The 25,085-nt window shown below is 68.8% G+C and carries 16 protein-coding genes; 5 read left to right on the top strand and 11 right to left on the bottom strand.

Going from position 1 to position 25,085, the window contains the following annotated elements; all coding sequences use genetic code 11:
• Positions 1-8: 8 nt before the first annotated feature.
• The gene (locus AC3WRI_RS22850; RefSeq protein ID WP_011617700.1) at positions 9-1,193 is read left to right on the top strand and encodes an NAD(P)/FAD-dependent oxidoreductase; all 1,185 of its coding nucleotides are present in this window, start codon (positions 9-11) and stop codon (positions 1,191-1,193) included.
• Positions 1,194-1,236: 43 nt separating this feature from the next.
• Here the strand turns inward: AC3WRI_RS22850 and AC3WRI_RS22845 are convergent, their stop codons facing one another.
• On the bottom strand, positions 1,237-1,851 hold the full coding sequence (locus tag AC3WRI_RS22845) for a helix-turn-helix domain-containing protein (protein ID WP_492294141.1): 615 nt from the start codon (positions 1,849-1,851) through the stop codon (positions 1,237-1,239).
• Between the two features lie 150 nt (positions 1,852-2,001).
• Here AC3WRI_RS22845 and glnT point away from each other — a divergent pair, with 150 nt between their 5' ends.
• Genes glnT through AC3WRI_RS22825 form a run of 4 tightly spaced genes read left to right on the top strand, consistent with a single transcriptional unit; the run spans position 2,002 to position 6,357 of the window.
• On the top strand, positions 2,002-3,396 hold the full coding sequence (glnT, locus tag AC3WRI_RS22840) for a type III glutamate--ammonia ligase (protein WP_492294139.1): 1,395 nt from the start codon (positions 2,002-2,004) through the stop codon (positions 3,394-3,396).
• Between the two features lie 15 nt (positions 3,397-3,411).
• Positions 3,412-4,320: a class II glutamine amidotransferase domain-containing protein gene (locus AC3WRI_RS22835; protein WP_492294138.1), complete on the top strand. Its 909-nt coding sequence runs from the start codon at positions 3,412-3,414 to the stop codon at positions 4,318-4,320.
• The gene (locus AC3WRI_RS22830) at positions 4,308-5,000 is read left to right on the top strand and encodes a GltB/FmdC/FwdC-like GXGXG domain-containing protein (RefSeq protein WP_010810943.1); all 693 of its coding nucleotides are present in this window, start codon (positions 4,308-4,310) and stop codon (positions 4,998-5,000) included. The genes AC3WRI_RS22835 and AC3WRI_RS22830 overlap by 13 nt, the downstream gene beginning before the upstream one ends.
• Before the next feature lies 1 nt (position 5,001).
• Positions 5,002-6,357: an FMN-binding glutamate synthase family protein gene (locus AC3WRI_RS22825; protein ID WP_010810942.1), complete on the top strand. Its 1,356-nt coding sequence runs from the start codon at positions 5,002-5,004 to the stop codon at positions 6,355-6,357.
• A gap of 181 nt (positions 6,358-6,538) precedes the next feature.
• On the opposite strand, the gene AC3WRI_RS22820 is transcribed toward AC3WRI_RS22825, so the two are convergent.
• From AC3WRI_RS22820 to AC3WRI_RS22775, 10 genes are all read right to left on the bottom strand, one after another.
• Positions 6,539-8,962, bottom strand: coding sequence for a CHASE2 domain-containing protein (locus AC3WRI_RS22820; protein WP_492294136.1), 2,424 nt, complete (start codon positions 8,960-8,962; stop codon positions 6,539-6,541).
• Entirely contained in the window at positions 8,937-10,628 is a 1,692-nt protein-coding gene (locus tag AC3WRI_RS22815) for a FecR domain-containing protein (RefSeq protein WP_492294134.1), read from the bottom strand. Before AC3WRI_RS22815 ends, AC3WRI_RS22820 begins: the two co-directional genes overlap by 26 nt.
• Complete coding sequence (locus AC3WRI_RS22810) at positions 10,621-11,349, bottom strand: response regulator transcription factor (protein ID WP_011617707.1); 729 nt, start codon at positions 11,347-11,349, stop codon at positions 10,621-10,623. The genes AC3WRI_RS22815 and AC3WRI_RS22810 overlap by 8 nt, the downstream gene beginning before the upstream one ends.
• Before the next feature lie 310 nt (positions 11,350-11,659).
• Positions 11,660-13,030 carry an exopolysaccharide Pel transporter PelG gene (gene pelG / locus AC3WRI_RS22805; protein WP_492294133.1) on the bottom strand — a complete coding sequence of 457 codons (1,371 nt, stop codon included), beginning with the start codon at positions 13,028-13,030 and terminating at the stop codon, positions 11,660-11,662.
• Between the two features lie 2 nt (positions 13,031-13,032).
• On the bottom strand, positions 13,033-14,631 hold the full coding sequence (gene pelF / locus AC3WRI_RS22800) for a GT4 family glycosyltransferase PelF (protein ID WP_010810937.1): 1,599 nt from the start codon (positions 14,629-14,631) through the stop codon (positions 13,033-13,035).
• The gene (locus tag AC3WRI_RS22795) at positions 14,628-15,614 is read right to left on the bottom strand and encodes a tetratricopeptide repeat protein (protein ID WP_492294131.1); all 987 of its coding nucleotides are present in this window, start codon (positions 15,612-15,614) and stop codon (positions 14,628-14,630) included. Before AC3WRI_RS22795 ends, pelF begins: the two co-directional genes overlap by 4 nt.
• Positions 15,607-17,046 carry a PelD GGDEF domain-containing protein gene (locus AC3WRI_RS22790; RefSeq protein ID WP_010810935.1) on the bottom strand — a complete coding sequence of 480 codons (1,440 nt, stop codon included), beginning with the start codon at positions 17,044-17,046 and terminating at the stop codon, positions 15,607-15,609. Before AC3WRI_RS22790 ends, AC3WRI_RS22795 begins: the two co-directional genes overlap by 8 nt.
• Before the next feature lie 66 nt (positions 17,047-17,112).
• Complete coding sequence (locus tag AC3WRI_RS22785) at positions 17,113-17,679, bottom strand: transporter (protein WP_037024784.1); 567 nt, start codon at positions 17,677-17,679, stop codon at positions 17,113-17,115.
• 59 nt (positions 17,680-17,738) lie between these two features.
• A complete protein-coding gene (locus tag AC3WRI_RS22780) occupies positions 17,739-21,833 on the bottom strand; it encodes a tetratricopeptide repeat protein (RefSeq protein WP_492294129.1) in 4,095 nt (1,364 codons plus the stop codon).
• A complete protein-coding gene (locus AC3WRI_RS22775) occupies positions 21,796-24,702 on the bottom strand; it encodes a bifunctional glycoside hydrolase/polysaccharide deacetylase family protein (RefSeq protein ID WP_492294127.1) in 2,907 nt (968 codons plus the stop codon). The genes AC3WRI_RS22780 and AC3WRI_RS22775 overlap by 38 nt, the downstream gene beginning before the upstream one ends.
• Between the last annotated feature and the right edge of the window lie 383 nt (positions 24,703-25,085).

Genomic DNA, 25,085 nt, shown 5'->3' with positions numbered 1-25,085 from the left:
AAATCTCCATGCAAAGCTACGACGCGATCGTTATCGGAGCCGGCGTGATCGGCAGTTCCGTCGCCTGCCATCTCGCCCGCCAGGGCTGCACTAACGTGCTCGTGCTCGAGCGCATGCAGATCGGTACAGGAACCACCTCCCAATCCAGCGGCATTCTGCGGACGCACTACTCGGTCATCGAGAACGTCCGGCTGGCGCAAGCGTCGTGGCAGGTGTTCAACGACTTTGCCGCTTACCTGGGCGACGAAGAGGCCTCCGCGGGCATGGTCAAGTGCGGCTACCTGATCGCCGCGCCGGATGGTCCCAGGCTGTCCCCGCTGCGTGCCTCGCTGGAAGCCCAGCAGGCACAGGGGATCGAAGTGCGGTTGCTCGATGCAAAGGAAGCGCAAAGCCTGCTTCCGATTGCCCGCTTCGACGACGCTGCGCTGATCGGCTACGAGCCGGAAGCCGGCTTTGCCGACGCTTACCTGGTCGCCACCGGCTTTGCGCGGGCGGCACGCCGCCTCGGGGTCAGGATCCTCGAAGGCGTCGGAGTCGAACGGTTGTTGCTCGACGGCGGCAAAGTCGCCGGCGTTGAAACCTCGCGAGGAACCTTCCTCGCCGGCACCGTCATCAGCACCCAGAATATCTGGGCGACCGAAATCGAGCGCTGGACCGGCATCGCCAGCCCGGTCGTCCCCGAGCGCCATGCCGTGCTGGCACTGGAAGCGGCATCGCCCTATACGTTCCAGATGCCGGTGTACAAGGACCTCGGCTCTCCCGGCATGCTGTATTGCCGCAGTTACGGCGGCAGGCAGATGCTGGTCAGCGAGGGCACCGTCGGTGAGACGCTGTCGTCGCCGGACAACGAGCAAGGCGACATCAGCATGAATTACATGGTCGAAGTCGGCGCGCAAGTCGCCGAGCGCTTCCCCACCTATGCGGACGCCGGGATTGCTTCGTCCTGGACCGGCGTCTACGACGTGACGCCCGACTGGAACCCGGTGCTCGGGTGTCTGCCCGAGGTACCGGGTCTCGTGGTGGGTTACGGCTTCTCGGGCCACGGCTTCAAGCTGGCTCCCGCGGTCGGACGCGTGCTGGCCCAGGCAGCGCTGGGCATCGAGACCGAGATTGACATCGCCCCCTATTCCCTGGAGCGCTTCCGCAATGGTGCGCTGCTGACTGGCAAGTACGGTCTCGGCGCGGTGTCCTGAGCCCCGCGTTTGCAGTGCTGCCGATCCGGGTCGCAGGGCACCATCACTCCCCTTGTCGCGGATAGATGGTGATGGACAGGAACCTGATCGGACACCTGGTCAGGCCTACCGGGCCATGCGGTATCTCGCCGGCGAAGGTCAGGGCATCGCCGGGTTCGAGCGTATAGGTTTGCTGTCCGCAGCGATACTCGACCACGCCCTCCAGCATGTACAGGAATTCGGTGCCGGGGTGCTGGAAGGTCGGGTAGCGCTCGGTGTCGTCCTCGATCGTGATCAGGAACGGCTCAAAGGCTTTCACGGGGCCCTGGTCATAGGCCAGCAGATGATAGGTATGACCGCTCCTGGTGCCGCGCCGCACCACCTCCATCCCCGCTCCATGCCTGACATGCTGCGCGGCAGCCGACGCGCCATCGTACTTGCTGAACAGCACCGCCATTGGCACGCCCAGCGCGCGGGCGATACGGGCAAGCGTATCCATGCCGGCCATGGTGCTGCCGGTCTCGATCTTCGACAGCATCCCGCGGCTCAGGCCTGCCTGTTCCGCGACCTGGGCAATCGTCAGCCTTTCCCGCAGCCGCAGTTCGCGAATGACCATGCCCACCGATTCCTCAATGTGGGGCACGTGGGCTTCAAAAGGGGGCTCGGCATGGGTCTTCATGTGGGTCTCTCAGTCATTGACGCACCAGGAGGATGATTCCTGATGGGCACATTTGTTGCTCCACAGGAATCATCGCAGATTTGCATCCCAGCGAGCAAGTCATGCGCCTGGCGCTGCGAGGCGCATTCCAAAGTCGGAAGGAGCCGATCCATGAAGTCAGAGTTGAGTGCGCATCTTGCGGCGCCAGCCGGGGCGCTGACCCCGGCTCCGCGGTTCAACACCGTCGAAGACGCTCAAGACTATCTGCTGGCGCGCGGCGTCAGCTACGTCCTCGCGCAGTTCGTCGATATCCACGGCGTCGCCAAGGCCAAATCGGTGCCAGTGGCGCATCTTGGCTCGGTCCTGGCAGAGGGTGCGGGCTTTGCCGGCTTTGCCATCTGGGGCGTCGGCATTGAACCGCATGGCCCGGACTTCATGGCTCGCGGGGATCTCGACACCATCGGGCTGGTGCCATGGCAGCCGGGCCTGGCCCGGATCGTATGCGAAGGGCATGTCGATGGTGCGCCATGGCAGTACGACAGCCGGGTCGTCCTGAAGCGGCAGATCGCCAGGCTCTCGCAAGGTGGCTACACGCTTTATACCGGCCTCGAGCCTGAGTTTTCGCTGCTGCGCCGTGACGACAAAGGCGGCATCGGTCCGTGCGACCCGAGCGATACGCTGGCCAAGCCTTGCTACGACTACAAGGGGCTGTCGCGCACGCGTACTTTCCTGGAGCGTCTGTCCAACGGACTGCGCGCCGCGGGAATCGATGTCTACCAGATCGACCATGAAGACGCCAACGGGCAATTCGAACTGAATTACACCTTCACCGACTGCCTGACGTCTTGCGACCATTTCATCTTCTTCAAGATGGCGGCATCGGAAATCGCCAACGAGCTGGGCATGGTGTGCTCCTTCATGCCGAAGCCGTTTGCAAACCGCCCCGGCAACGGCATGCATATGCACATGTCGATCGGCGATGGCCAGCGCAACCTGTTTGCTGACAAGAGCGACCCGCGCGGGCTGGACCTGTCCCAGCTGGCCTATCACTTCCTTGGCGGGCTGCTGGCCCATGCGCCGGCGCTCACGGCGCTTTGCGCGCCCACCGTCAATTCCTACAAGCGGCTCGTGGTGGGCCGTTCCCTCACCGGCGCCACCTGGGCTCCCGCGTATATCAGCTATGGCGACAACAATCGCTCGAGCATGATCCGCATCCCCAAGGGCCGGCTGGAACTGCGGCTGCCCGATGGCGCCGCCAACCCGTATCTCGCCACAGCGGCCGTGATTGCGGCGGGGCTTGACGGCATCGACCGGAAGCTCGATCCCGGCGCACCGCGCAACACCAATCTCTATGAGTGGAGCGAGGCGCAGCTGGCCGAAGCCGGCATCGGCCTGCTACCCCAGAACCTTGGCAGCGCGCTGGATGCCCTCGAAGCCGATGCGCTGATAACCGAGGCACTGGGACCCGTTGCGCAAGAGTTCCTGAAGCTCAAGCGCATGGAGTGGCTCGAATATCAACGGCATGTCTCGGACTGGGAAGTGAAGCAGTACCTGGAATTCTTTTGAAGAAGGAATCACGCTATGTGCGGAATTGTTGCATTGTTAGTCAAGACATCTTCGCTGCGGGAAAAGCTTGGCGAGCTGATGGTGCCCATGCTGATCGGCATGACCGAGCGTGGCCCGGATTCAGCGGGATTGGCGGTGTTCTCGGCGCCTGTGGAAGAACGCCACAGGAAGATCAGCGTCTATGCCGGCTACACCGATGACGGCGAACGCTATGACTGGAATCGCCTGGCCGACGCATTGAATGCGGCCCTCGACGTGCACGCAACCGTGCAGGCACAGGGAAACCATGGCATCGTGACCTTCCGCGGCGAGCCAGAGCGCGTCAAGGACTGGATCGCCGCGAACGACCCCAAGCTGCATGTGTTCTCGACGGGCCGCAGCATCGACCTCTACAAGGACATCGGCACCCCGGCTGAAGTGGCAGCCCGTTACCGCTTCGCCGAACTCCAGGGCAGCCACCTCGTCGGCCATACCCGCATGGCCACCGAATCTGCCGTCACGCCCGATCGCGCACACCCGTTCACCGCCGGCGAGGACTTTTGCCTGGTGCATAACGGCTCCCTGTCGAATCCCAACGGCATCCGGCGCATGCTGGCGCCCCATGGCATCCACTTCGACACCGACAACGACACCGAGGCGGCAACGCGTTTCCTGGAATGGCGGCTGCGCGAAGGCGACACGCTAGAGCAGGCGCTGCAGGCAGGCTTTGATGTCCTGGATGGCTTCTACACCTTCCTGATGGGAACGCCCACGGAACTGGCGCTGATCCGCGACCCCTTCGCCTGCAAGCCCGCGGTAGTGGCCGAAAGCGACGACTACGTCGCCATCGCGTCGGAATTCCGCTCGCTGGCCCACCTGCCCGGCGTCAGGCACGCCCATGTTTTCGAACCAGCACCCGAGGAGATGTACGTATGGAAAGCGTGAAATTTGACCTCGCGGTCACGCCGCTGCGCGAAGTCAACCAGTACCTGCACAAGGACGTGCCTGCGCAAGGCGGCTTGCGCGTGCAGATCGACAACCCGAACGGCGCGCACGCGATCGCCGCCGGATTGAATGCGCCTGTCGACGTGGTCATCGAAGGCCATGCCGGCTACTACGCCGCCGGGATGAATCAAGGCGCCACCGTGACCATCAACGGCAGCGCCGGAACCGGCGTCGCCGAGAACATGATGAGCGGCAAGGTCCACGTCAAGGGCTTCGCCTCCAACGCCGCAGGCGCCACTGCCCACGGCGGGCTGCTGGTGATCGACGGCGATGCCGGCCTGCGTTGCGCGATTTCGCTGAAGGGCGCCGATATCGTCGTCGGCGGTTCCGTCGGAAGCTTCTCGGCGTTCATGGCGCAAGCGGGCAACCTGGTGGTGCTCGGCGACGCCGGCGAAGCGCTGGGCGACTCGCTCTACGAAGCCGCCATCTATGTGCGTGGCAAGGTGAAGAGCCTGGGCGCCGATTGCGAAGAGAAGACCATGGGCCCGCGCGAACGCGTGGTGCTGGCCGGCCTGCTCCACCGCGCCGGCCATGTGGATGTCGACCCGTCGTCGTTCAAGCTGTACGGGTCTGCCCGCACGCTCTACAACTTCCATGTCGATAACGCAGGAGCCTATTGATATGAATGCCCCGACCCAACTGCAGGACCTGGCATCAAGTTCCACCCAGACTCCACCGCGCTATTCCGCGACGTTCGACCCGGCTACCCTGGCCGAAATCCGGCGCGCCGCGGCCACCGGCATCTACGATATCCGTGGCGGCGGCGCCAAGCGCAAGCTGCCGCATTTCGATGACTTGCTGTTCCTGGGCGCCTCGGTCAGCCGCTATCCGCTGGAAGGCTACCGGGAGAAGTGCGGAACCGACGTCGTCCTGGGAACGCGCTACGCCAAAAAGCCGATTCACCTGAAGACGCCGGTCACCATTGCCGGCATGAGCTTCGGCGCGCTGTCCGCCCAGGCCAAGGAGGCACTGGGACGCGGCGCCACCATCGCCGGCACGAGCACGACCACGGGCGACGGAGGCATGACACCGGAGGAGCGCGGCCAGTCGCAGACGCTGGTGTACCAGTACCTGCCCTCACGCTACGGCATGAACCCCGACGACCTGCGCAAGGCTGACGCCATCGAAGTCGTGATCGGACAGGGCGCGAAACCCGGTGGCGGCGGCATGCTGCTGGGACAGAAGATCAGCGCGCGCGTGGCAAGGATGCGATGCCTTCCCGAAGGCATCGATCAACGCTCGGCATGCCGGCATCCGGACTGGACCGGCCCCGACGACCTCGAGATCAAGATCCTCGAACTGCGGGAAATTACCGACTGGGAGAAACCCATCTACGTCAAGGTTGGCGCCACCCGCCCCTACTATGACGTGGCCCTGGCGGTCAAAGCCGGCGCCGATGTGGTGGTGCTCGATGGCATGCAGGGTGGCACCGCCGCGACGCAGGAAGTGTTCATCGAGCACGTGGGCATCCCCATCCTCGCGGCCATCCGGCCCGCGGTGAAGGCGCTTCAGGACCTGGGCATGCATCGCAAGGTTCAGCTGATTGTCTCGGGCGGCATTCGCAACGGCGCGGACGTCGCCAAGGCCCTCGCCCTTGGAGCAGATGCCGTTGCCATCGGCACGGCTGCACTGGTCGCGCTGGGGGACAACGACCCGCGCCATGCCGGCGAGTACCACAAGCTCGGGACCGTTCCGGGGGCTTACGACGACTGGCATGAGGGCAAGGATCCCGCAGGCATTACCACGCAGGATCCGGAACTGGCTTCTCGCCTGGATCCGGTACAGGCCGGGCGGCGCCTGGCAAACTACTTGTCGGTCATGACGATGGAAGCGCAGATCATCGCGCGTGCCTGCGGCAAGTCGCACCTGCATAACCTGGAGCCCGAAGACCTCGTTGCACTGACCATCGAGGCGGCGGCGATGACACAGGTGCCGCTTGCCGGGACCGCGTGGGTGCCCGGGCAAGGTGGGTACTGAGTTCAAGTGGCACCCAAAAAAGCCGCCCACGCCAGTTACGGCCATTGGGGGAGCTGGCGTGGGCGCGAAGACCACCGGATGCGGCTCCAGCGGCAATACGATGCTACGCAAATCCGCCTGTGGCGACTGCCAACAATTGTGTCGGCGGCCGTAGCATGGCTTGCGGCCGATGCTGTGCCGCTCAGGCCACCGGCAATTCGATACGGAACTCCGCCCCCGCCCCAGCCGCACTGCGCACGCTGGCCTTGCCGCCATGCCGCTCGGCCACGGCCCGCACCAGCACCAGCCCCAGACCCGCGCCTTCCGGCGCGCCCTGCTGCCCCTCATGCAAGCGCGCGAACGGTTCGAACAATCGTGCCTGGTCCGCCTCGGCAATCCCCGGCCCATGGTCCTGCACGGCAACGACAAAGCTGCCCGGCTCACGCGTGAGCGAGACCGTCACGGTCCCCGCTTGCGGGCTGAACTTGATCGCATTGCTGACCAGGTTGGCGATGGCGCGCGCCAGCAGCGTCGGTTCACCCTGCAGCACCGCGGGCTCGTCAGGCAGGTCGATCTGCAGCGTCACGTCGCGGGCCTTGGCCAGTGCCCAGAGCTGGTCCGTCGCATCCAGCACCAGGCCACCCAATTCCACTTCCATGAACGCCAGGGTCTTCGACTCCGCGCGCGCCACGCTGATGAAGTCGTCGGCCAGCGTCATCGTGCGGCGTGCATGGGCGGCGATGCGTGCCAGCACGCCGCTGTCCGTGGCGACGTCGCCGGCGGCTGCCCCATCGCGCCGCGCGCGGCGCTCATGCAGCTCGATCAAGGCCAGGATCGATGCCTGCGGCGAGCGCATGTCGTGCGACAGGAAGCGCAGCATCTGCTCGCGCTGGCGCTCGGCAATGCGGATCGCGGTGATGTCGATCACGCTGACGATCAGGCCGGCCACGGCGCCGGCCTCGGCGTGCAGCGGCGCGCCATGCAGCAGGTAGCGGCGGTCGCCGCGCCCGGCCACCTCGATGCCGCCGTCGGGAACCGGGACCGGAGCGATGCGGGCGCCGGCGTGGCGGTCGTGCAGCGACTGCCAGTACGCCAGGGCCGGTGCCGGCGCGGGAAAGATTGCCTCGATCAGCGCGCGGATGGCGGCCCGCGGCGGCCCGGCCGCGCCCGGCGCATGAGCGGGCTCGCCGTCCAGCACCGCGGGCGCCAGCGCCACGCAGCGCCGGTTGGCCAGCATCACGCCGCCATCCAGGTCGCAGATCGCGGTGGCATCGGGCAGGCTTTCCAGGCCATCGGACAGGAAGCGGCGCGTGCCGCGCAGCTGCGCGCTCATGCTGTAGACGGCGCGCATGCGGCTGTCGAGCGTGGCGCCGGTATGGCGCGGCGCGGCAATCAGGCCGGGTTCGCGTTCCAGCCGCGCCAGTTCGTCGGTAAGGAAGCGCAGGGCCGCCTCCTGGCGCAACCAGCTCCACAGCGGGTAGAACAGCACGCAGCCCAGCGCCGCGGCGGCGGGTGCAAACCATAGCCGCGCCAGCGCCAGCAGCAACAGCGAGCCGCCCAGCAGGGCCGCCAGCAGCAGCCCGGTGGCCACCAGCGCGCCGCGCGGGGGCAGGCGCAGCGCGGCCAGTGCGGCCAGCAGCACCGCCAGCAGCGTGCCGCCGACCTGCCACGCGCGCGGCACCGCCACAATGGCATCGCCGTCGGTCAGCGCCTGCACGGTATTGGCCAGGATCTCCACCCCGCTCATGCCGCGGCCATCGCGCGACACCGGCGTCGGCAGCACGTCGCCCATGCCGGTGGCGAGCGCGCCGATCAGCACGGCCTTGCCGGCAAAGATGGCGGGGTTGGCGCGGCCATCCAGCACGTCGCGCGCCGACACGCGGGCAAAGGTGCCGGGCGGGCCGGCATACGGGATACGCAGGCGGCCGCTGCGCTCCCAGCCGTTGGCTTCGGTGATCCGGGCCGGCTCCTGGCGCGCGATGCCGGGCGGCTCGGCGGCGCGACCGAACGCCGCCATCACCGCGGCCAGGTGCGGCACGCCGGCGGCGGCCACCGGATGGGGCCCTTCGCTCAGATAGACCTGGCGCGCCACGCCATCGGTATCGACCACCATGTTGATATGGCCCACCGCGGCGCCCAGCCCGGCCAGCGGGTAGCGCACCAGCATGCCGGCGGGGCCGGATTCGGCCACCACCGGCAGCACCACGTTGCCGGCCCGGGCCAGGCTGCGGGCCAGCACGGCGTCGTCTTGCGGATAGCGGGTGTCGCGCTCGGACAGGATCACGTCCACGCCGATCACGCGCGGCCGGCCGGCGGCGATGCGCTCGACCAGCTGCGCCAGCACCGCGCGGCGCCACGGCCAGCGGCCGATGGCGGTGATGCTGGCGTCATCGATGCCGACGATGACGATGTCGTCGCGGGCCGGATGGTGCTGGGCGCTGATGGCGATGTCGTAGGCGGCCAGGTCGGCGCGCTCGGCCCAGCCCTGGCGCGCGGCCAGCACCACCAGGGCCAGCACGGCAGCAAGCAGCAGGCACCATTCGATCAGCGTGCGCTGCCCGAAAGCGTGCCCCGGCGCGGCCGGTGCCGGGCCTGGCGCGTCAGTTGAGCCGGATGCGGCCACCACCGTCCGGCCGGTCGCCCGACCCGATTGCGCCGCCCTGCGAGTCGCGCAGGAGGGCATTGACTTCAATGCGCTGCGGCGCGGAGAACGCCGCCGGGTCAGGTGTCACCCCCGGCGCCGCACGTGCCACGCGGATGAAATAGACGCCGGGCGCGGGGCGCGGCAGGTCAATGGCATTGGTGGTGGTGTGCTCGTCGGCCAGCAGCGTGGCAAAGCCGGCATCGGCCGACACCTGGACCCGGTAGCCCGCGCCGGCGCCGCTGCCCTCGGGCCAGCCGATATGCAGCGCGCCGCCGTCGTCCTGCAGGGTCGGCACGGGCGGCTTGGGTTCGACGCTGAACGGGACCGCGTCCGACCACGGGCCCGGCCGGCCCGCCGCATCGACGCTGCGCACGCGCCACCACCAGCGGCCCGGCACCAGCGCTTGCGTGGCGGCGGGCTCGGAGGCCGCCTGCACCACGGCGTCGCGCGTAAAGGCCGAATCGGCGGCCAGCGCCAGTTCGTAGCGCGCCGCGCTCGGCACGGTGGCCCATTCGAAGGCGACGGCTTCGGCATAGCGCACCGCATCGGCGGCAGGCTGCTGCGTGAACGGCGCCGGCGGGTTCAGCCGTACCGACACCGGTGCCTGGGCGTCATGGCCGGTCAGCTGGTGCTTGTCGATGGCACTGACGCTCAGGTACAGCGTGCCCTCGGGCAGGCCGTCGACGCGCGCGGTCGTGGCAGTGGCGCCACTGGCGGTGCCGGTCCAGACCAGTTCGCTCAGCGCCGCATCGCGCGCCACCAGCACGCGGTAGGCGGTGGCGCCCGGCACCGGCTGCCAGGCGGCCTCGAAGGACGGGCCCAGCACGGTATCGGCCGGGGGCAGCAGGGCCGGCGCCGGCAGCAGCGCCACCGGCTGCGACAGCTTGCCGCCGGCCGACACGCCGATGCCATAGCCGGCACCGACCGAAGCCGCCGCGGTCATGGCACGCTCTGCTGCCGGCCTGGCGTGGGCACCCCGCGCCGCACTGACGCCGACGCGCCCTTCCAGCACCTCGCTGCGGCTTCCTGCCGTGTCGGCCGAGACCCGGTAGCGGGTGCCGCGCACGCCGGTCACCATCATCGGCGTATGCAGCTCGAAGCGCCCGACGCCGCCGCCCTGCGGTGCCACGCGCGTATCGGCGGCACCCTTCTCGATGCGGATCACGGTGTCGGTCAGGCCGCTGCGCGCGAACATGCGCAGCCGGCTGACCGAGAGCGTGGTGGCCGGCGGCACCGTGACGCGGCTGCGGTCCGGCAACTCCAGCGTGACCGAGCCGCCCGCGGGGGTCTCGATGCGCGTGGTTTCGTCCAGCGTCATGCCGGCCTGCACCGGCCGGCCATTGGCGCGGACCGCGCCGGCCACATGGACCACACGCGCCGACGCGGCCTGCTCGGGAATCTGGCTGAGCGGGATGCGCAGGCGCGAGCCAGGCACCAGCCGGTACGGATCGGCCACGCGGTTCAGGCGCTGCAGCGTGCGCCACCCCTGCTCGGACGCCATGTAGCGCGAGGCCAGGCCGATCAGCGTATCGCCCGGCTCCACCAGGTAGATAAAATCGGCGCCTTCCGCGCCCGCGGGCCCGGCGTGCGCCGGAACCGCCATGCCGGCCAGCAGGGCCAGCGCGGCACCACCGATCACCTTACGCATCCGCCCCGGCCTCATCCGCCTCCACATCTGCCGCGGAAGCCTCTTCAAAGCGATAGCCGTGCGAGTACACGGAGGTCAGCCGCACGCCGTTCTCGGGGCGCAGCGCCAGCTTGAGGCGCAGCCGCGAGATATGCGTATCCAGCGTGCGCGAGCCCGCGCCCATGGCGCGGCCCCAGACGGCCTGCTCCATCACCTCGCGCGCCAGCAGGCGCCCGGTATTGCGGAACAGGAACAGGGCCAGCTCATATTCTCGCGGGGACAGCAGCGCCGGCTCGCCGCCGACGGTGATGGTGCGCGCGTGGGTATCGACGATGTAGTTGCCGCGCCGTATCAGCTCCACTTCCTGCGCCGCCTCGGGGTAGGCGCGGCGCAGCAGCGAACGCACGCGGGCGATCAGCTCGCCGGCGCGGATGGGCTTGAGCATGTAGTCGTCGGCGCCCACGGTGAGGCCGTCGACGATGTCGGATTCGGCGGTGCGGCTGGTGACGAACAGGATCGGCGGCATATTGCCGGACTTCTGCCGCACCCAGCTGACCAGCTCATAGCCGCTGGTGCCCGGCAATTGCCAGTCGACCAGCAACAGGTCATAGGCGCGCTCGCGCAGCGCGCGCAGAAAGTCCGCACCGTTGGCGAAGGACTCGCACTCGAAGCCGGCTTCGCTCAATATCTGCCGGATCAGTTCGGCCTGATCCGGATCATCCTCCACGGAGGCAATTCGCATACCTCTACATCCTTCTGCCAGCTTCCGACTGCAACTGCGGTCTCTGCCACGGCATGTCGACGGCTCGGCCGGCAAGTCATTCCTCATATTCACCCCCAGGGGGGCGCGGCCGTCGATCTGATCCGACGGGCCAGGCCGAAGCCCGCCGGCTGCCGCCATGTTACCCAATCGCAGGCCCTTCCGTCGAGATGCCCCGACGAGGGGTGGCGGCGGCAACTGCGCCGATCCCTCCGCGATCGTCTTTCGATCTGCATCATCCTTGCCGCCATCGCGCCGCCCGGGGCGCCGGGCGGCGCGGCCCCGGCAGGGCCTATTGCAGCATGTAGGTCTCGTACTCCAGCCGGTCCAGCTTGCGGTCCAGCAGGTACAGCGCCAGCGCCACCACCACCAGCAGCGACACCGCAAAGCCGTAGCCGTACCAGGCCGGCCCCAGGTGCAGCGTCAGCAGCGTCAGCGCGAAGTTCAGCACCACGAAGGTCGCGGTCAGCAGCAGCACCTCGCGGCGGCGGTCCAGGTAGAAGTAGATGTTGAGCACCCCCAGCAGCACCACCTGCAGGCTGGCGCCGATCACGTCCACGTACAGCAGCGGCAGGTACAGCTCGGAAATGCCCAGCAGCCGCAGCACCCACACGCCCACCGCGAACAGCAGCAGCGCGGCGATGGCCTGCACCTTGACGATCTCGTATAAACCCAGCCGGATGGTCTGGACCATGGTGTTGCGCATGTCCTCGATATGCTCGAGCGAGCTGCCGCCGCGCACCGCGTTGTAGAACGCGTCGTAGTACTCGACGAAATCGGTCTCGATGCGCACCAGGAACACCGCCATGCCCGGGATGATTGCCAGGTAGGCCAGGAACACCGGGATGTCGTAGATGATCGACGCATGCAGCGGCCCGATCACCTGCTGCCCGGTGGAGGGCGCGTACCAGAACATGAACTTGTCGATCCAGATGCCCAGGTTGTAGAGCAGGCCGATCGCCACCAGGCTGGGGTAGGCATGGCGGAGCTGGAACACCTCGAACGACATGAACTGGCGGCTGGTGTAGTTGCGGTAGATCAGCGTCACCATGCCGGTCAGCAGGCACAGCTGGCCGGCGGCGAAACCGCCCAGCAGCCCTTCCAGCCCGTGGCCGCGCAGCACCAGCGCGGCGCCGACCGAGATCGCGTAGCCCAGCAGGAAGGTCCACACGATGGCCTTGTACTGCTTCATGCTCGACAGGAAGATCGCGGCAATCCAGATATTGCTCAGCACCACGAAGCCCGCCACCATCAGCAACCGGTACAGCACCGACTGCTCGCCGAAGCTGAATACCGCGCACGCCACGCCTATGCCGCCCGACAGCACCGTCGCCAGCAGCGCCACCGCGTGGTAGTTGCTCAGGACCAGGTGGTCGCGCTTCTCGAACAACCGGTCCGAGGTGAAGCGCGTGAACGCCAGCTGCATCGGCCCGGTCAGGATCAGGCTGCCGGCGATCAGGTAGGTCACCGACACCTGGAACTGCGTGATCAGCGAGCCCGGCACCACGAAGGGCAGGCTCAGCATGCCGATCAGCAGGATGCCGACGATCGACAGGATCCATGGCCCGGAGCTGATGATGCCGGCATACGCGTAGGCGCTCAGCATGCCCGACAGGTTGTCCCGCCGCAGCATCTTGCGCAGCTCGAATCCAATGCCAGCCATGCTCAGGCTCCTCCGTGGACCGGGCAGCGCGCGGGGTTGCCGCCGCCCTGCCGCTCAGGTCCGCCATGCCCGGCGCCGTCTGCCTGCGCCATCAGCCGTTGATACAGTTCGCGGTAGCTGCCCACCATGCGGTCCTGGGTGTAGTAGCGCTCCACGCGCGCCACGCCGGCGGCCTGGGCCGCCTGCCAGCGCGCCGGGTCCTGCAGCAGCCCGAGCGCCGCCGCGGCCAGTGCCGCGGGATCGGCAATGCGCACCACCTCGCCGGCCGAGCCCAGCGCGGCGTCGTCGCCGGGCAGGCCGAACAGCAGCTCGCGGCACGAGCCCACGTCGGTGGTCACGCACGGCACGCCGGCGGCAAAGCCTTCCAGCACCACCAGCGGCAGCGCCTCGCTGATCGAGCTCAGCACCAGCACGCCCACCTGCGGCAGCAGCGCGTCGATGCGCTGGAAGCCCAGGAACTTGACCTTCTGGCCCAAGCCCAGGCTCTCGGCCAGGCTGCGGCATTCACGCGCGTAGTCGGGATCCTCGTCCTCGGGGCCGGCGATCCAGCCTTCGGCGTCGGGGTACTCGCGCACCACCGTCAGCATGGCGCGGATAAAGGTCTTGACGTCCTTGATCGGCACCACCCGGCCAATCAGGCACAGCACCGGCGGCACGCCCGGCTTGCGGCGGGCGCGCAGCGGCGCCAGGCGCGGCAGGTCGATGCCATTGGGGATGCTGCGCGTGCGCACCTCAGGCGCGCCGTCCTGCACCTGGCGGCGGCGATTGCCCTCATACAGCGCGACGATGTCGTCGCCGGCGTCGTAGCAGACCCGGCCGATGGTCTCGAAGAAGCGCACCCACAGTTCGCGGAAGTAGCTGATCTGGGAGATGTCGCGCTCGAACACATTGCGGTTGTCGCGGATCCATTGGCTCTGGAACAGGTCGATCTTGCGTTCCTTGGTGTAGATGCCGTGCTCCGACACCAGCAGCGGGCGCTGGTTGCGGTGGCGCAGCAGCGCCCCGAGAAAGCCCGCATAGCCGGTGGAAACCGTGTGGTAGACGCGCGCCGGGATCAGGTTGTCGGCAATGCGCACCAGCTGCCACAGCGGCTTGTGCATGATGCGCACGGTCCAGAAATAGTCCGTGAACGACGGGTCCGTGCAGAAGCGCCGGTATTGCTCGGTGATGGTCTGCCAGGCGCGGCGGCTGTACAGGAAGGCGTCCTCGCCCAGCGCCCCACCCTCGCGCAGCGCCGGCATCAGCTCGCGCATCATGGCGCCTGCCTCGGCCTCACGGCCCGGGTCGCGCAGCAGCTCGTGCAGGCGGTCCGAGGCGTCGAACGCCTTGGCATCGCCGGTGCTGCCCTGGACCAGCGGCGGCGGCGGGAAGTCGTACAGGTAGTGCGTTTCCAGGTGCACCACGTTGGGCGGCAGCTGGTAGGCCATGTCGCCATAGTCCTCGCGCCGGCTGCCGATAAAGACGATGCCGAAGCGCAGGTCCGGGAACGCGCGGATCATCTGGTTGACCCAGCTCGACACCCCTCCGCTCACATACGGGAAGGTGCCTTCGAGCAGCAACATGACGTCGGCCGACGTCGCTTTTACCAGGATCTTGCTCATGATTGCCAGTACCGCAGCAGGGGCCGCACCAGCGGGAGCGGCGAGGGGCTGTCAAACGATGCCATCAGCTGGCGCACCGCGGCATAGTCGCGTTCCAGGTAGGCGGCCTCGGCCAGGTGCGGCAGCACGCGTTCGCGCGCGAAGCCGAGGGATTCGGCGCGCTGCAGCCATTCACGCGCCTCGCGCGGGGCATTGCGCGCCAGCGCCAGGCGTCCGCGCATGTACCACAGCGAGGCATTGCTGTCGTCGTACTGCAGCGCCGCGCTGGCGTAGCGCTCGACCTGGCTGGCGGTGTAGCGGTAGACGTCGCCCTGCACCAGGTTCTGGTAGATCAGTTCCCAGTACAGGTCTGCCAGCCGCTTGCTGATCTCGGCGCGCTCGCTGGCGCTGTTGGCGCTCTCCAGCCGCGGCAGCTCGGCCAGGATCTGCTGGGTCAGCTGCTTCTCGGCGCCGTCCAGCATGCCGTAGGCCAGCAGCCGCACGTCGTCGACGCTGTCGGCCAGCAGTTCGCGCAGCACCGGGCTGGCGGTGCGCGCCGGCATCGACTGCATCGCCACCAGCGCGGTCATGCGCTCGGGCAGGGGCGCGCGCGCATTGCCCAGCTGCGCACGCAGGCGCGCGCCGCCGCCGTGGGTGACGCGCGACATCAGGTGCGTGACGAACTCGGGCAAGCCCACGGTGCCGATGCCGCTGGTGTCCACGCGCCGCGCGAACAGCTTCGAGAACAGGTAGCTGCCCAGGCACACCAGCGCGCCGCCCAGCGGCACGAAGAAGCAGAACAGCGCGAGAAAGCCATAGCTCCATCCGAACGGCACGCGAAAGCGCCGCGGCAGCAGGCGCCACAGCAGCAGCGCCGTCAGCGCGGCGGCCACCGCCTGCATGCCGAAGAAGGCCAGCAGCAGCGCGGTGCTGTTGCCGGCGCGCGCCAGCAGCGCCAGCGCGGCGATCTGGGCGACGAGCCCGCTGGCGCCGAGCTTAAACATGGGGCGCTTCCCCGGCCGGCAGCGTGGCCGGCGCGATCGCGCCATCCACCTGGGCCCGGCGCAGCAGCTTGACCAGCGCGTCTTCCGAGCCGGCGCCGGGCACCGCCAGCGTATAGACGCCGATGCCCGCACTGGTGAAGTCGGTGCCGAACTGCGCGCGCAGCATGTCTTCGATGCGCACCAGGTAGGCCGCCACCGCCTGCGCATCGGACAGCGGCATCAGCGTCAGCATCGCGCGGTGATGGGCGTTGACCACCGGCCACGCCACATCCAGCGCGCGCCGGCTGCGCACCACCTGCTCGAACAGCGCATCGCGCTCCGGATCCGCGTCGAACACCAGCGCCACCACCGAGCTTTCGATGCCGGTCTCGCGCCGCAGCCGCGACAGCCGCGCATAGTCCAGCGCAAACGGGTATGGGCAGGCCGGCAGCGCCGCCTGGATGGTGCGGGTGGCGCCGGCGTGCTCCACGCCGTCGGCGTAGTAGCCCAGCAGCACCATCAGCATCTGCAGGTTCTCGTAGGTCAGCGACAGGAACGGCATGCGCTCGACCACCAGCAGGCCGATCAGGTGGTCGGAGCCGGCCAGCACCGGCGCCACCGCCACGTAGCGCGTCTGCGCGCCATGCTGCAGGCCGTCGGCGCTCAGGTGCGCCAGCTGGCGCGTGTCCAGGCAGTGGCGCACCAGCGGGTCGGTGGTGTCGAGCGTGAATTCCGGGCCGATGCTGGCGACCGGGACGCCATCCACGTGCTCGCCATCGCAGGCATGGAGCGCGGCTGCCTCAAGCTGGCAGGCCTGCGCCACCACCTGCAGCATCGGCTGCGCACCGGCCAGCACCTGGCCGGTGCGCGCGGCCTCGTCCAGCGCCACGCTGCGCAGCTGCGACAGCGTGTCGCGCAGCGTGGTGGGCCGCGCCAGCAGGTCGTTTTCCAGCCGCTCATGCGAGATGCGCAGCAGGTAGTGGTTCTTGGTCAGCGCCGCCAGGCGTTCGTCCAGGTAGCGGTTCACGGCGCGGGCGCGCGCCAGGCGCGTGCCCCAGATATCGCCGAACTGTCCGGCCACCAGCACCAGCAGCAGCCCGCCGAGGAAGAACAGGCGCGGGAAGGGCCCTGCCATCACGCCGGTCTGCTGGTAGAAGTACCAGCCGCCCAGCAGCATCAGCACGCTGCCCACGCCGATCAGCGTGCCATAGCGCAGCGCCAGGATCACCGGCAGCAGCCAGGCCCACGGAAAGCCCATGCCGAGCAGCAGCGGATTCTGCGGCAGCACCAGCCACGCCAGCCCCATTGCGGCCAGCATGGCCACCACCAGTTCCACCACGGCCGCGCGCCCGCTGACCGCCGGCGCCAGCAGGCGCGCATAGCGCCCACCCAGGCCGATGCCCTGTCCTTGCCGCGCGCGATATGTCTTGTCAGCCGTATTGGCCACGCTCATCCCCTTGCTTCAACCATTGCATCGCCGCATCGGTGTGCAGCCTCTTCCTGGTGGCTTGCCGCCGCCTCAGCCTTGCATCAGCGGCGCCAGCAGGCGACGCAGCAGCTTCTGCGCGGTGCCCGACAGCGAGGCGCGGCTCCAGCCGCTGTCGCTGCCGGTGGCCGACCACACCACTTCACCGCTGCTCACGTCCAGCAGCTGCAGCGAGATGCCGACCGCGGGCTCGCCGTCCACGCCCACCTTGTAGCGCCATTCCTGCACCGCGCCGGTCAGCGCGTAGCGGGCCTTCTCGGCACGCGCCCATTCCAGCGCCTTGCCCACGGCTTCGCGCTCGGCCGGCTCGAACAGCGTTTCCGGGTTCAGGCTGGCCGGATAACGCTTCAGGCTGGCCACGCCGCCGGTCTTCAGCAGGCTCTCGGCAATCGCCTCGGCGCGCAGGCCGGCCTGCGGCGTCTCGGTGTAGTTCACGATCGGCAGCACCGCGATGGTCTCGCCGCGGGCCAGCGCCGGCGCGCGGCCGACATCCGTCACCGCACAGCCTGCCAGCCACAGGGCCGCGCCCAGCGCGCCGCACCATGCCGCCAGCCGCCTGGCCACTGTCTTGCCCGTCATTGCCGTGGTTTGCTTGTTCATCTTCATCCCCTTTTCCATGTCCTGTTGTTACCCGATCCCTGCCATCCGCTGCCGCCGGCTCAGTACAGCCAGCGATAGCGCATTCCCAGTTCCGTCAGCGGCCTGCCACCGTTGCGCGCCGCGGTCTCATGCGAGATATACAGCGCCAGGTGGTCGTTGCCGAATACCGATCCGGCCACCCCGCCCTGCACGCGGAAGTTCTGCCGTGCGCGCGTGTCGCGCAGCAGCCCCACTTCACCGAACGGCCGCCACTTGCGTGTGTATTCGTCCAGCAGCTCAGTGCCGAAGCCGAACAGCACGCCGGCCTGCGTGAAGCCCTGCGGCATGTAGAACGCCGGCGTGGCTTCGTCGCCGACCGGCACCAGCGACGCCATGCGCGGCGTCAGGCTGCCGCCATTGGCACTGTAGTTGGCATGCGTGCCGACCACGCGCACGGTGTAGTCCGGATACGAGGTGCGGATCCTGTAGCCAGCCTCGACGTCATAGACCATGCCATGCCCGAGCGCGCTGCGGTCCTGCCCGCGGAAGCTGCTGTACTCGATGCGCGCGCCGACGAACTCGCGCAAGCTGAAGCGCCAGGTTGCGCCCAGCCCCACGACGTCCTTGGCCCCGCCCACGCGCAGCGGCGCCGATTCGTCGGCCGGCTGGTTCAGCCCGGCCAGCGTGCTGAACTGCAGCCGGCCCTGCTGGTTCCACTCGCCGAAGAAGCGCGCGGTCGCCATTGTGTCCAGCCCCTCGCGGTAGCCTGCCGTGGCACGCCAGCGCTTGCTGTTGTCGCGAAAACCCAGCGACAGGTCGGCGCGCCGGTCGGACGACGGCACGCTCACCAGCTGCTGGGGGTCGGTGCTGCGCTGGTCGCGCCAGGTGCCGCGCAGGTTCAGGTCATACCCGTCCCACAGGCGCACGCCACCCGCGAGGCTGCCTTCGGTATATTCCAGCGGCTTCTGGTGCATGAAGCTCACGCGCGGCTCGATCGCCTGGGCGTTGTAGAGCAGCGTCTCCTGCAAGGAGTCCTGCAGCGTGTCATCGGAACGGGCCCGCTCCTGGGTTTCGAAGGCCAGCGTCTGCGCGGCGCTGATGCGGTTCAGTTGCTGGTTGGCCTCGATCTGGTTGGCCACCGGCACGCGGCCGGCCTGGCGCTCCAGGATACGGTCAAGGCTGTTCATGTCCTGCCGGTCCAGCGCGATCGCCACCTCGGCATAGGCCGGTCGCTGCAGCCGGTTGACGTACTGGCGGGCCAGCCAGCTTCGCGCCAGTTCATTGGATTCCGCGGACATCGCCCATGCCAGCGCGGCATCGCGCCCGGCAGCGGACAGCGCGGCATCGCGGCGGGCCGCATTGCGCGCGACCTCCGCGGACGCGGGCGCGGTTGCCGCCTCATGCAGCGGCGGCAGCCCGGCCACCTCGCCCAGCTGCGACGGCGCGCCCGCCATCGGCGGCACCAGTTCGCGCGCCGCCGAGGAAGCGCGGTCCGCGCGCAGCATCTGGATCACCAGCGCGCGCGAGACATCGCCCGAGGCAAAGATCTGCCCCAGCGCCACGGTCTGGCGGCGCAGGTCCGCGCGCGAAGGCGCGCCGGACTCGTTCTCGTACTCTTCGTCGCCGTCGGTGTTGTCGGGCCGCAGCCGGGCATAGCGCACCCCGCCCTGGGACCAGCCATGGTGCAGGTCGATCCAGGCCTGGCGGCGCACGCGCCAGGCCATGTCGGTCTGGCCGATGGCTTCATAAGCATCGGCCATCAGGCTGAGCCAGAGTGGATCGGCGCTCTTGCCGTCGTTGAGCTTGCGCAGGTAGTGCATGGCCGCGCGCCCGTCCTGGAAACGCATATGGCCCGCGGCGAAGGCGCCCCACAGGTCGGGGTTGTCTTCCGCGTCGTCCTTGACGCGGCGCATCACCGCGCGCACTTCGGTATCGCTGCCCTGGTCGACCAGCGTCCACAGCAGCGCCGCCAGCGTTTCGCTGTCGGCATCGCGCAGGCCCGCGGCGCGGCGCAGGTCGGCCAGGGCGTGGTCGCGCTGGCCGGTCACGCGGTAGTACTCCGCGCGCCGCATCAGGAAGCGGCTCGAGTGCGCTGCCGCCTGGCGCTGCTCGGGCGTCATGTCCTGCAACAGGCGCCCGATACGCCGGTAGGCGTGGGCACGCGTGTAGTAGTACAGCGCCAGTTCCAGCGATTCCGGCTTGCCGCCGCGGCGCCAGTCGGCCTCGGCGATGCGCCCGGCGTCGATCGGGGTCTTGTCGTAGTAGCCGATCAGGTTGGAGAAATCCGCCTCCTGCGTGTCGCGGACCTCGTCCAGGCAGTCGTTGCGCGCCGGGCCCGCCGGCCTCTCCATGCAGTGCTCGTCCTGCGTCTGCGCCGCCGCCAGCATCAGCTGGCGATAGCCGTCCTTGAGCAGGTCGTCGCGCTGGTTCAGCCGCGCCAGCTCGGTAAAGGTGCGCCAGTAGAGGATGTCATCCTTCCCGGCCGTGGCACGCGCCGGCAGCATGGCGTCCAGCGCCTGCGCCAGCTTGCCGCGCACATAGAGCAGGTTGGCGAGCTTCAGCGCATAGGCGGGGCGCGGGCCGAAGCGCTGCTGCATCTGCGTATAGATCTGGAACGCGCGCTCGTCCTTGCCGGCGCGCTCGGCCAGCGCGGCGTGGCGTTCCATGATGTCGCGAGCCCTGGGGCCGTGGCTCAGGCCTTCGAGGAAGCGCATGGCCTCTTCCGGCTCGCCCAGGCGTTCGTAGGCAGCCACCACCTCGTCCACGGTCTTCAGGTCCGAGCCGCCCGCGCGGTGGCGCAGCGCGGCCAGGTAGGCGCGATCGTCGGACAGGCCCGGGGCGAGCCGCATCACTGCATCCCACGCGCGCTCGTCGTTGGTGGCGCGGGCATAGTCGAGCCAGCTCTTCAGGGCCACGGCCGGCTGGCGGTTCCATTCGGCCACCTGCGCCAGCCGTTCGCGCCAGATCGCCTCGCCCGGCAGCCGGCGCACCGCGGTCTCGGCCACGCGCTGCGCCTGGTCGAGCTTGCCGGCTGACAGGAACACGCGATAGGCGAGTTCGTAGTCGTCGGCGTTGAACGACTTGTCGGCTGGCTCCGCCGGCGCCTGCGCGGGCGCAGCAGCTTGCGCCGCAATCTTGCGCGTACCCAGCTGGCCGGAGGCGGCCAGCGCTTCACGCAAGGCCAGGCCGCGCGGCCCGTCGAGGAAGACCAGGCCGCGCTCGGCCCACGGCTGGCTGGCGGCGATACGCCGCGCCTCGGCCTGGCGTGCGGCCAGCGCCGCCGGGCCGGCATCGCGCGTGCGCGCCGAAACCTTCAGCAGCCGCTCGACATAGCGGCTGGCCTGCTCCGGCTTGTTGGCCGCCAGCGCCAGCTTCGTCAGGTAGCGCAGCACCTCCGGATCGTCCAGCAGCTTGCCGCCGTGGCGCTCGGCCTGCGCCAGCGCTTCGTCCAGCAGGTTGCCTGACTGCAGCGTCTGCACCGCCTTCAGGAACAGCGCGCGCCGCTCGGCCAGCGTGGTGGCGGCCGCCTGCTGCGCGAACAAGGCGTTGGCGGCGTTGCGATAGTCGCCGCCCGCGATCGCCATGTCGGCCAGCTGGCGGTTCCAGAAGGCCGCGTTGTTGCGGTCCTGGCTGGCCAGCGCCGCATAGAACTTGCGCATCGCGTCCTGGGCGCCGGCCTGGCGCGACTGCGTGGCCAGTGTTTGCAGGTCGGCCAGCCCCCAGCTGCGCCCGGCAGCCTGGTCCAGCAGGCTGCGCAGCTGCACCAGGTTCTGTTCGCGCTCAGGCGTATCCGGCAGCGCGGCCCAGGCGCGCTGCTGCGCGATCTCGATGCGCGTGCGCAGGATCTGGCCCGACAGGTCGGTGCCCTGCACCGCCTGCATGCGCGCCAGCATGGCCTGCGCCTCTTCCAGCCGGCCGGTGCGCGCGTATTGTTCGGCCAGCACGCCCATGAAACCGGGGTCGTCGGGCGTGACCTTCCACCAGGCTTCCAGGTAGGCCATGGTCAGCCCGTCGATGGTGCGGCCCTGGCCCAGCAGGCGCTCGCGCAGAGTCTCGCGCGGGAACATCAGCGCCAGGCCGATCCCCACCATCGCAGTGAAAGTCAGCACCAGCGCCGGCGGCAGCAGCCGCTCGCGCTCAACCGGCGCAGCGGACTTCGACTTGTTGCCTGGCATGGTTCGGATCGGTGACGGGTGCGGTATCCACGCGCAGCGTGTTGCGCTCGCGGACGGCCTGTACGGGCTTGCCATCGACGCTCACACGGCAGTTGCCGGCGTTGGCAAGACGGAAGAATGGCTTGAAGTAGCCGCTGAAGGCGAAGCGCGTGACGCCATCGCGCTGCGACCAGTCGCGCACGATGCCGTTGGCTTCGGCCAGCTGCGGCGCGGCCGGGGCGGTGACTGTGTCGCGCACGGCGAAGCGCGCATCGCCGCCATCCAGGTGCAGGTAGACGCCGCCGCCCGGTGCCGGCGAGGTGCCGGTCACGCCGTGCGCCGCGCCCACGTCGGGCATGCCCGCGCCGCTCCAGCGCAGGTTGCGCAGGTTCCCGTCGCCGCGAACGATCCATTCAGCACCGGTGCCGCCCGGCTGGCCGTCGCCCACATCCCGCGCCACGGCCATGTCCTGCCAGTCGAGCACCTTGCGCACGTAGTCGGTGGAGTGCAGCGGCAGCAGCGGCTGCGCCAGCACATAGTCATAGACCTTGCGCAGCGCCTTCAGCGACGCGGCCTTGGTGCCCGAATAGCTGTGGTAGTAGATATTGACCGGCTTGAAGCGATAAGGCTTGTCGGTCAGCTCGTAGGTCTCGATCACGCGCTCGAAGCCGTAGAACGGGCCGTGCCAGAGGTTGGTGTAGACGTTCTCGTTCTGGTTGGGCGCAAACACCTGGAAGGTGCCGCCGGGCTTGTTGATGCCTAGCGGCGCGATCGCGGTCCAGCTCGGGTTGCTGCGCGTGATCAGCGTATCGCCGCCGTTCATGTTGAGCACGCGCGCCTTCTCGGTGAGCCGCAGCGCCTCGGCCGGCGGCTGGCAGTCGCCCGACCACAGCAGCATGCTGACCGGCTTGCCGGCCGGCGCCAGCGTGCGGTTGATGTAGTCGATGGAGCCGCCGATCTCGCGGTTCAGGTCCATGCTGTAGCCGGGGATGCTCAGGTGGAAGGCCTCGTCGCCCTCGACCACCGCGGCGCCGCTGGATTGCGTTGGCTGCCCTGGCTGGGCCGGCACGGTGCGCGACCACTCGAACGGATGCGAGAAGGTATGGCTGGCCACCTCGACATAGGGCTGCGCGAAGATCTTGCGCGCGATCGGCTCAAGCTCGGCGCTGAGCCTGGGGTACATGCCGTCCTTGCTGACTTCGCCCTGGATCACCGACATCGTCATCGGCAGCCGATAGCGGTCGAAGATCTCGCGGAACAGCACCTCGCCGGAGAAGCCGCCGCCGGGAATCTCGGCGCGCGAGGCAAAGCCGTCGCCGTCGATATGGATGGTCAGCAGGCGCCGGCCGTTCTCGGTGGTGACATCGGGCACGGGCATGGCGGGCAGGCGCAGCGCCGCGCGCAGGAAGTCCAGCGGCTGCACCACCCAGCGGCTCTGGCCGTTGCCGTTGCCGCTCTGGCGCACCGCATACGGCCCCAGCACATAGCCGCCCCACGGCGTGATCGCGGCGGCGTCATAGGTCAGCGTGCCCGAACGCAGGCGCAGCAGCGAACGGTAGCCGGCGCCGTCCGGCACCTGGATCGCTTCGGCCTGGGTGCGGTCGGGGGCCACCGGCATCTCGAAGCCCATCATCCGGTCCTTGGCCAGCACCTCGACCGGGCCCGACACGCGGCCCTTGACTGCCTTCAGCCCGAAGCTGCGCGCCACCGTGCCGCTCACGCTGGTGCCGAAGTCGTTGAGGAACGCCACCGGCATGCCCTGCGCCATGCGCGCCTGCACCCAGGCATGGAAGCGTCCCGGCTGCGCCGTGACATTGCCTGACAGGTACACCACCACGCCGGCGTAGCGGTCCGGCCCGATCTCGGGCAGGTCCTCGCTGGTCTCGGCGAAATCCACGCGATAGCCAAGGTAGTTGAGCGGCATCGAGACAAAGCGCACACCCTCGGAATCATCGATCGACACCCCGGGGCGGCGCTCCTGCACTACCAGCACGCGCCGGGGCAGCACCTCGACCTTGCCGATGCCGACCGTCTGCAGCCCGGGATCGGCCACATAGGGCGTGATCCCCAGCGCGCGGATGCGCTGCGCGGTTTCGCGTGCGCAGCGGCGGTCCGCCGGCGGACAATAATCGATCGAGATCACCGGCAGGCGGTATTGCTCGCGGATGGTGCGCGCCTGCGCCAGCAGCCAGTCGCGGTCAGCCTGCGCAACGTCGACATAGCGGCCCTGGGCCTGGTTCCAGCCGCGGAACAGCGACTCGAAGGCAACGGCATAGGCCAGGTCATGCACCTGCGGCAGGATCTCGAAGCCGCGGTTGAAGACCAGGCGCGCCTCGGGGTAGCGCGCCTTGATCGCGCGGATCACGCGCACCAGCCCCGCTTCCTGCCGTGCGCGCTCGGCGTCGGTCCTGGCGGCAAGCTGGTAGGAATCGAGGGTATCGAGGAAAAAGCCACGGAAGCCGCGCTGCCACAGCGGCGCGATCACCTTGTCGACATAGAAGGCGGGCCAGCCGTCGGCTGCCTGGTCGATGACCGGCGCGTTCCAGGCGTCATTGCGCCCGACGAACCAGGCCTTGGGGATGTCCTTGAAGTAGGCGCGGCTCTCCAGCACCTCGCCCACGCTGACATAGGCAAACCAGGCCGTGGCCGGCGTCGCCGCCTGGCGCGGGTCGAAGCCGCTGTCGGGCTCGACCACGGCGATGTCGAAGGCTTGCAGAGCGTCAACCGGCGGCTTGGCGCCGTAGTGCAAGGCGATCGACGGCATGGATGGCGCCTGCGCCGCGGGCGCCGGCGCGGCCGCAGCCGTCGCCGCCCCGAGGGCCAGCGCCAGCGCGATGCCTTGCACCCGCTGCGCCATGCGCATCCCTACCCACCCCGATCGGAACGGCATGCGGCCGCCCCGGTTCCCTTGTGCTTCCTCCAGCTGCTTCACAGGCTTACTTCCTCTTGTCTGCGCACGCCGGCAAGTGCCTCACGCACGACATTCCCTGAGGCGGTCGCTGCCGCCTTGTGTCCGACTGTGGATCTCAGAATCGGAAAAATCTGATGGTATCCGGAAACGAATGCTAGGACAGACGCATGGATCACATTGTCAACAATTGTCCCAACACTGAGACATTGAGCCGGCTCGCGCGTTAACGCGCGCCACCGTGCTGCGGGCGCACGTCAGCCGCGCTTGCAGTACGGCGGGCGCGGCTCGGCTCGGCTCAAATGCAAACAACGAAAACAGTCCAGGTCCCGTGCGCGACGGGTGGTGGGGCTGTCCGCAACCGA

It is taken from the genome of Cupriavidus sp. FW305-27 (assembly GCF_058787995.1).
This window is presented reverse-complemented; position numbering and strand designations above follow the sequence as displayed.

Bases quoted from the DNA above. Each gene is read 5' to 3' on its own strand.
- AC3WRI_RS22850 (WP_011617700.1), top strand. From the start codon at position 9: ATGCAAAGCTACGACGCGATCGTTATCGGAGCCGGCGTGATCGGCAGT.
- AC3WRI_RS22845 (WP_492294141.1), bottom strand. From the start codon at position 1,851: ATGAAGACCCATGCCGAGCCCCCTTTTGAAGCCCACGTGCCCCACATT.
- glnT (WP_492294139.1), top strand. From the start codon at position 2,002: ATGAAGTCAGAGTTGAGTGCGCATCTTGCGGCGCCAGCCGGGGCGCTG.
- AC3WRI_RS22835 (WP_492294138.1), top strand. From the start codon at position 3,412: ATGTGCGGAATTGTTGCATTGTTAGTCAAGACATCTTCGCTGCGGGAA.
- AC3WRI_RS22830 (WP_010810943.1), top strand. From the start codon at position 4,308: ATGGAAAGCGTGAAATTTGACCTCGCGGTCACGCCGCTGCGCGAAGTC.
- AC3WRI_RS22825 (WP_010810942.1), top strand. From the start codon at position 5,002: ATGAATGCCCCGACCCAACTGCAGGACCTGGCATCAAGTTCCACCCAG.
- AC3WRI_RS22815 (WP_492294134.1), bottom strand. From the start codon at position 10,628: ATGCGTAAGGTGATCGGTGGTGCCGCGCTGGCCCTGCTGGCCGGCATG.
- AC3WRI_RS22810 (WP_011617707.1), bottom strand. From the start codon at position 11,349: ATGCGAATTGCCTCCGTGGAGGATGATCCGGATCAGGCCGAACTGATC.
- pelG (WP_492294133.1), bottom strand. From the start codon at position 13,030: ATGGCTGGCATTGGATTCGAGCTGCGCAAGATGCTGCGGCGGGACAAC.
- pelF (WP_010810937.1), bottom strand. From the start codon at position 14,631: ATGAGCAAGATCCTGGTAAAAGCGACGTCGGCCGACGTCATGTTGCTG.
- AC3WRI_RS22795 (WP_492294131.1), bottom strand. From the start codon at position 15,614: ATGTTTAAGCTCGGCGCCAGCGGGCTCGTCGCCCAGATCGCCGCGCTG.
- AC3WRI_RS22790 (WP_010810935.1), bottom strand. From the start codon at position 17,046: ATGAGCGTGGCCAATACGGCTGACAAGACATATCGCGCGCGGCAAGGA.
- AC3WRI_RS22785 (WP_037024784.1), bottom strand. From the start codon at position 17,679: ATGAACAAGCAAACCACGGCAATGACGGGCAAGACAGTGGCCAGGCGG.
- AC3WRI_RS22780 (WP_492294129.1), bottom strand. From the start codon at position 21,833: ATGCCAGGCAACAAGTCGAAGTCCGCTGCGCCGGTTGAGCGCGAGCGG.
- AC3WRI_RS22775 (WP_492294127.1), bottom strand. From the start codon at position 24,702: ATGCCGTTCCGATCGGGGTGGGTAGGGATGCGCATGGCGCAGCGGGTG.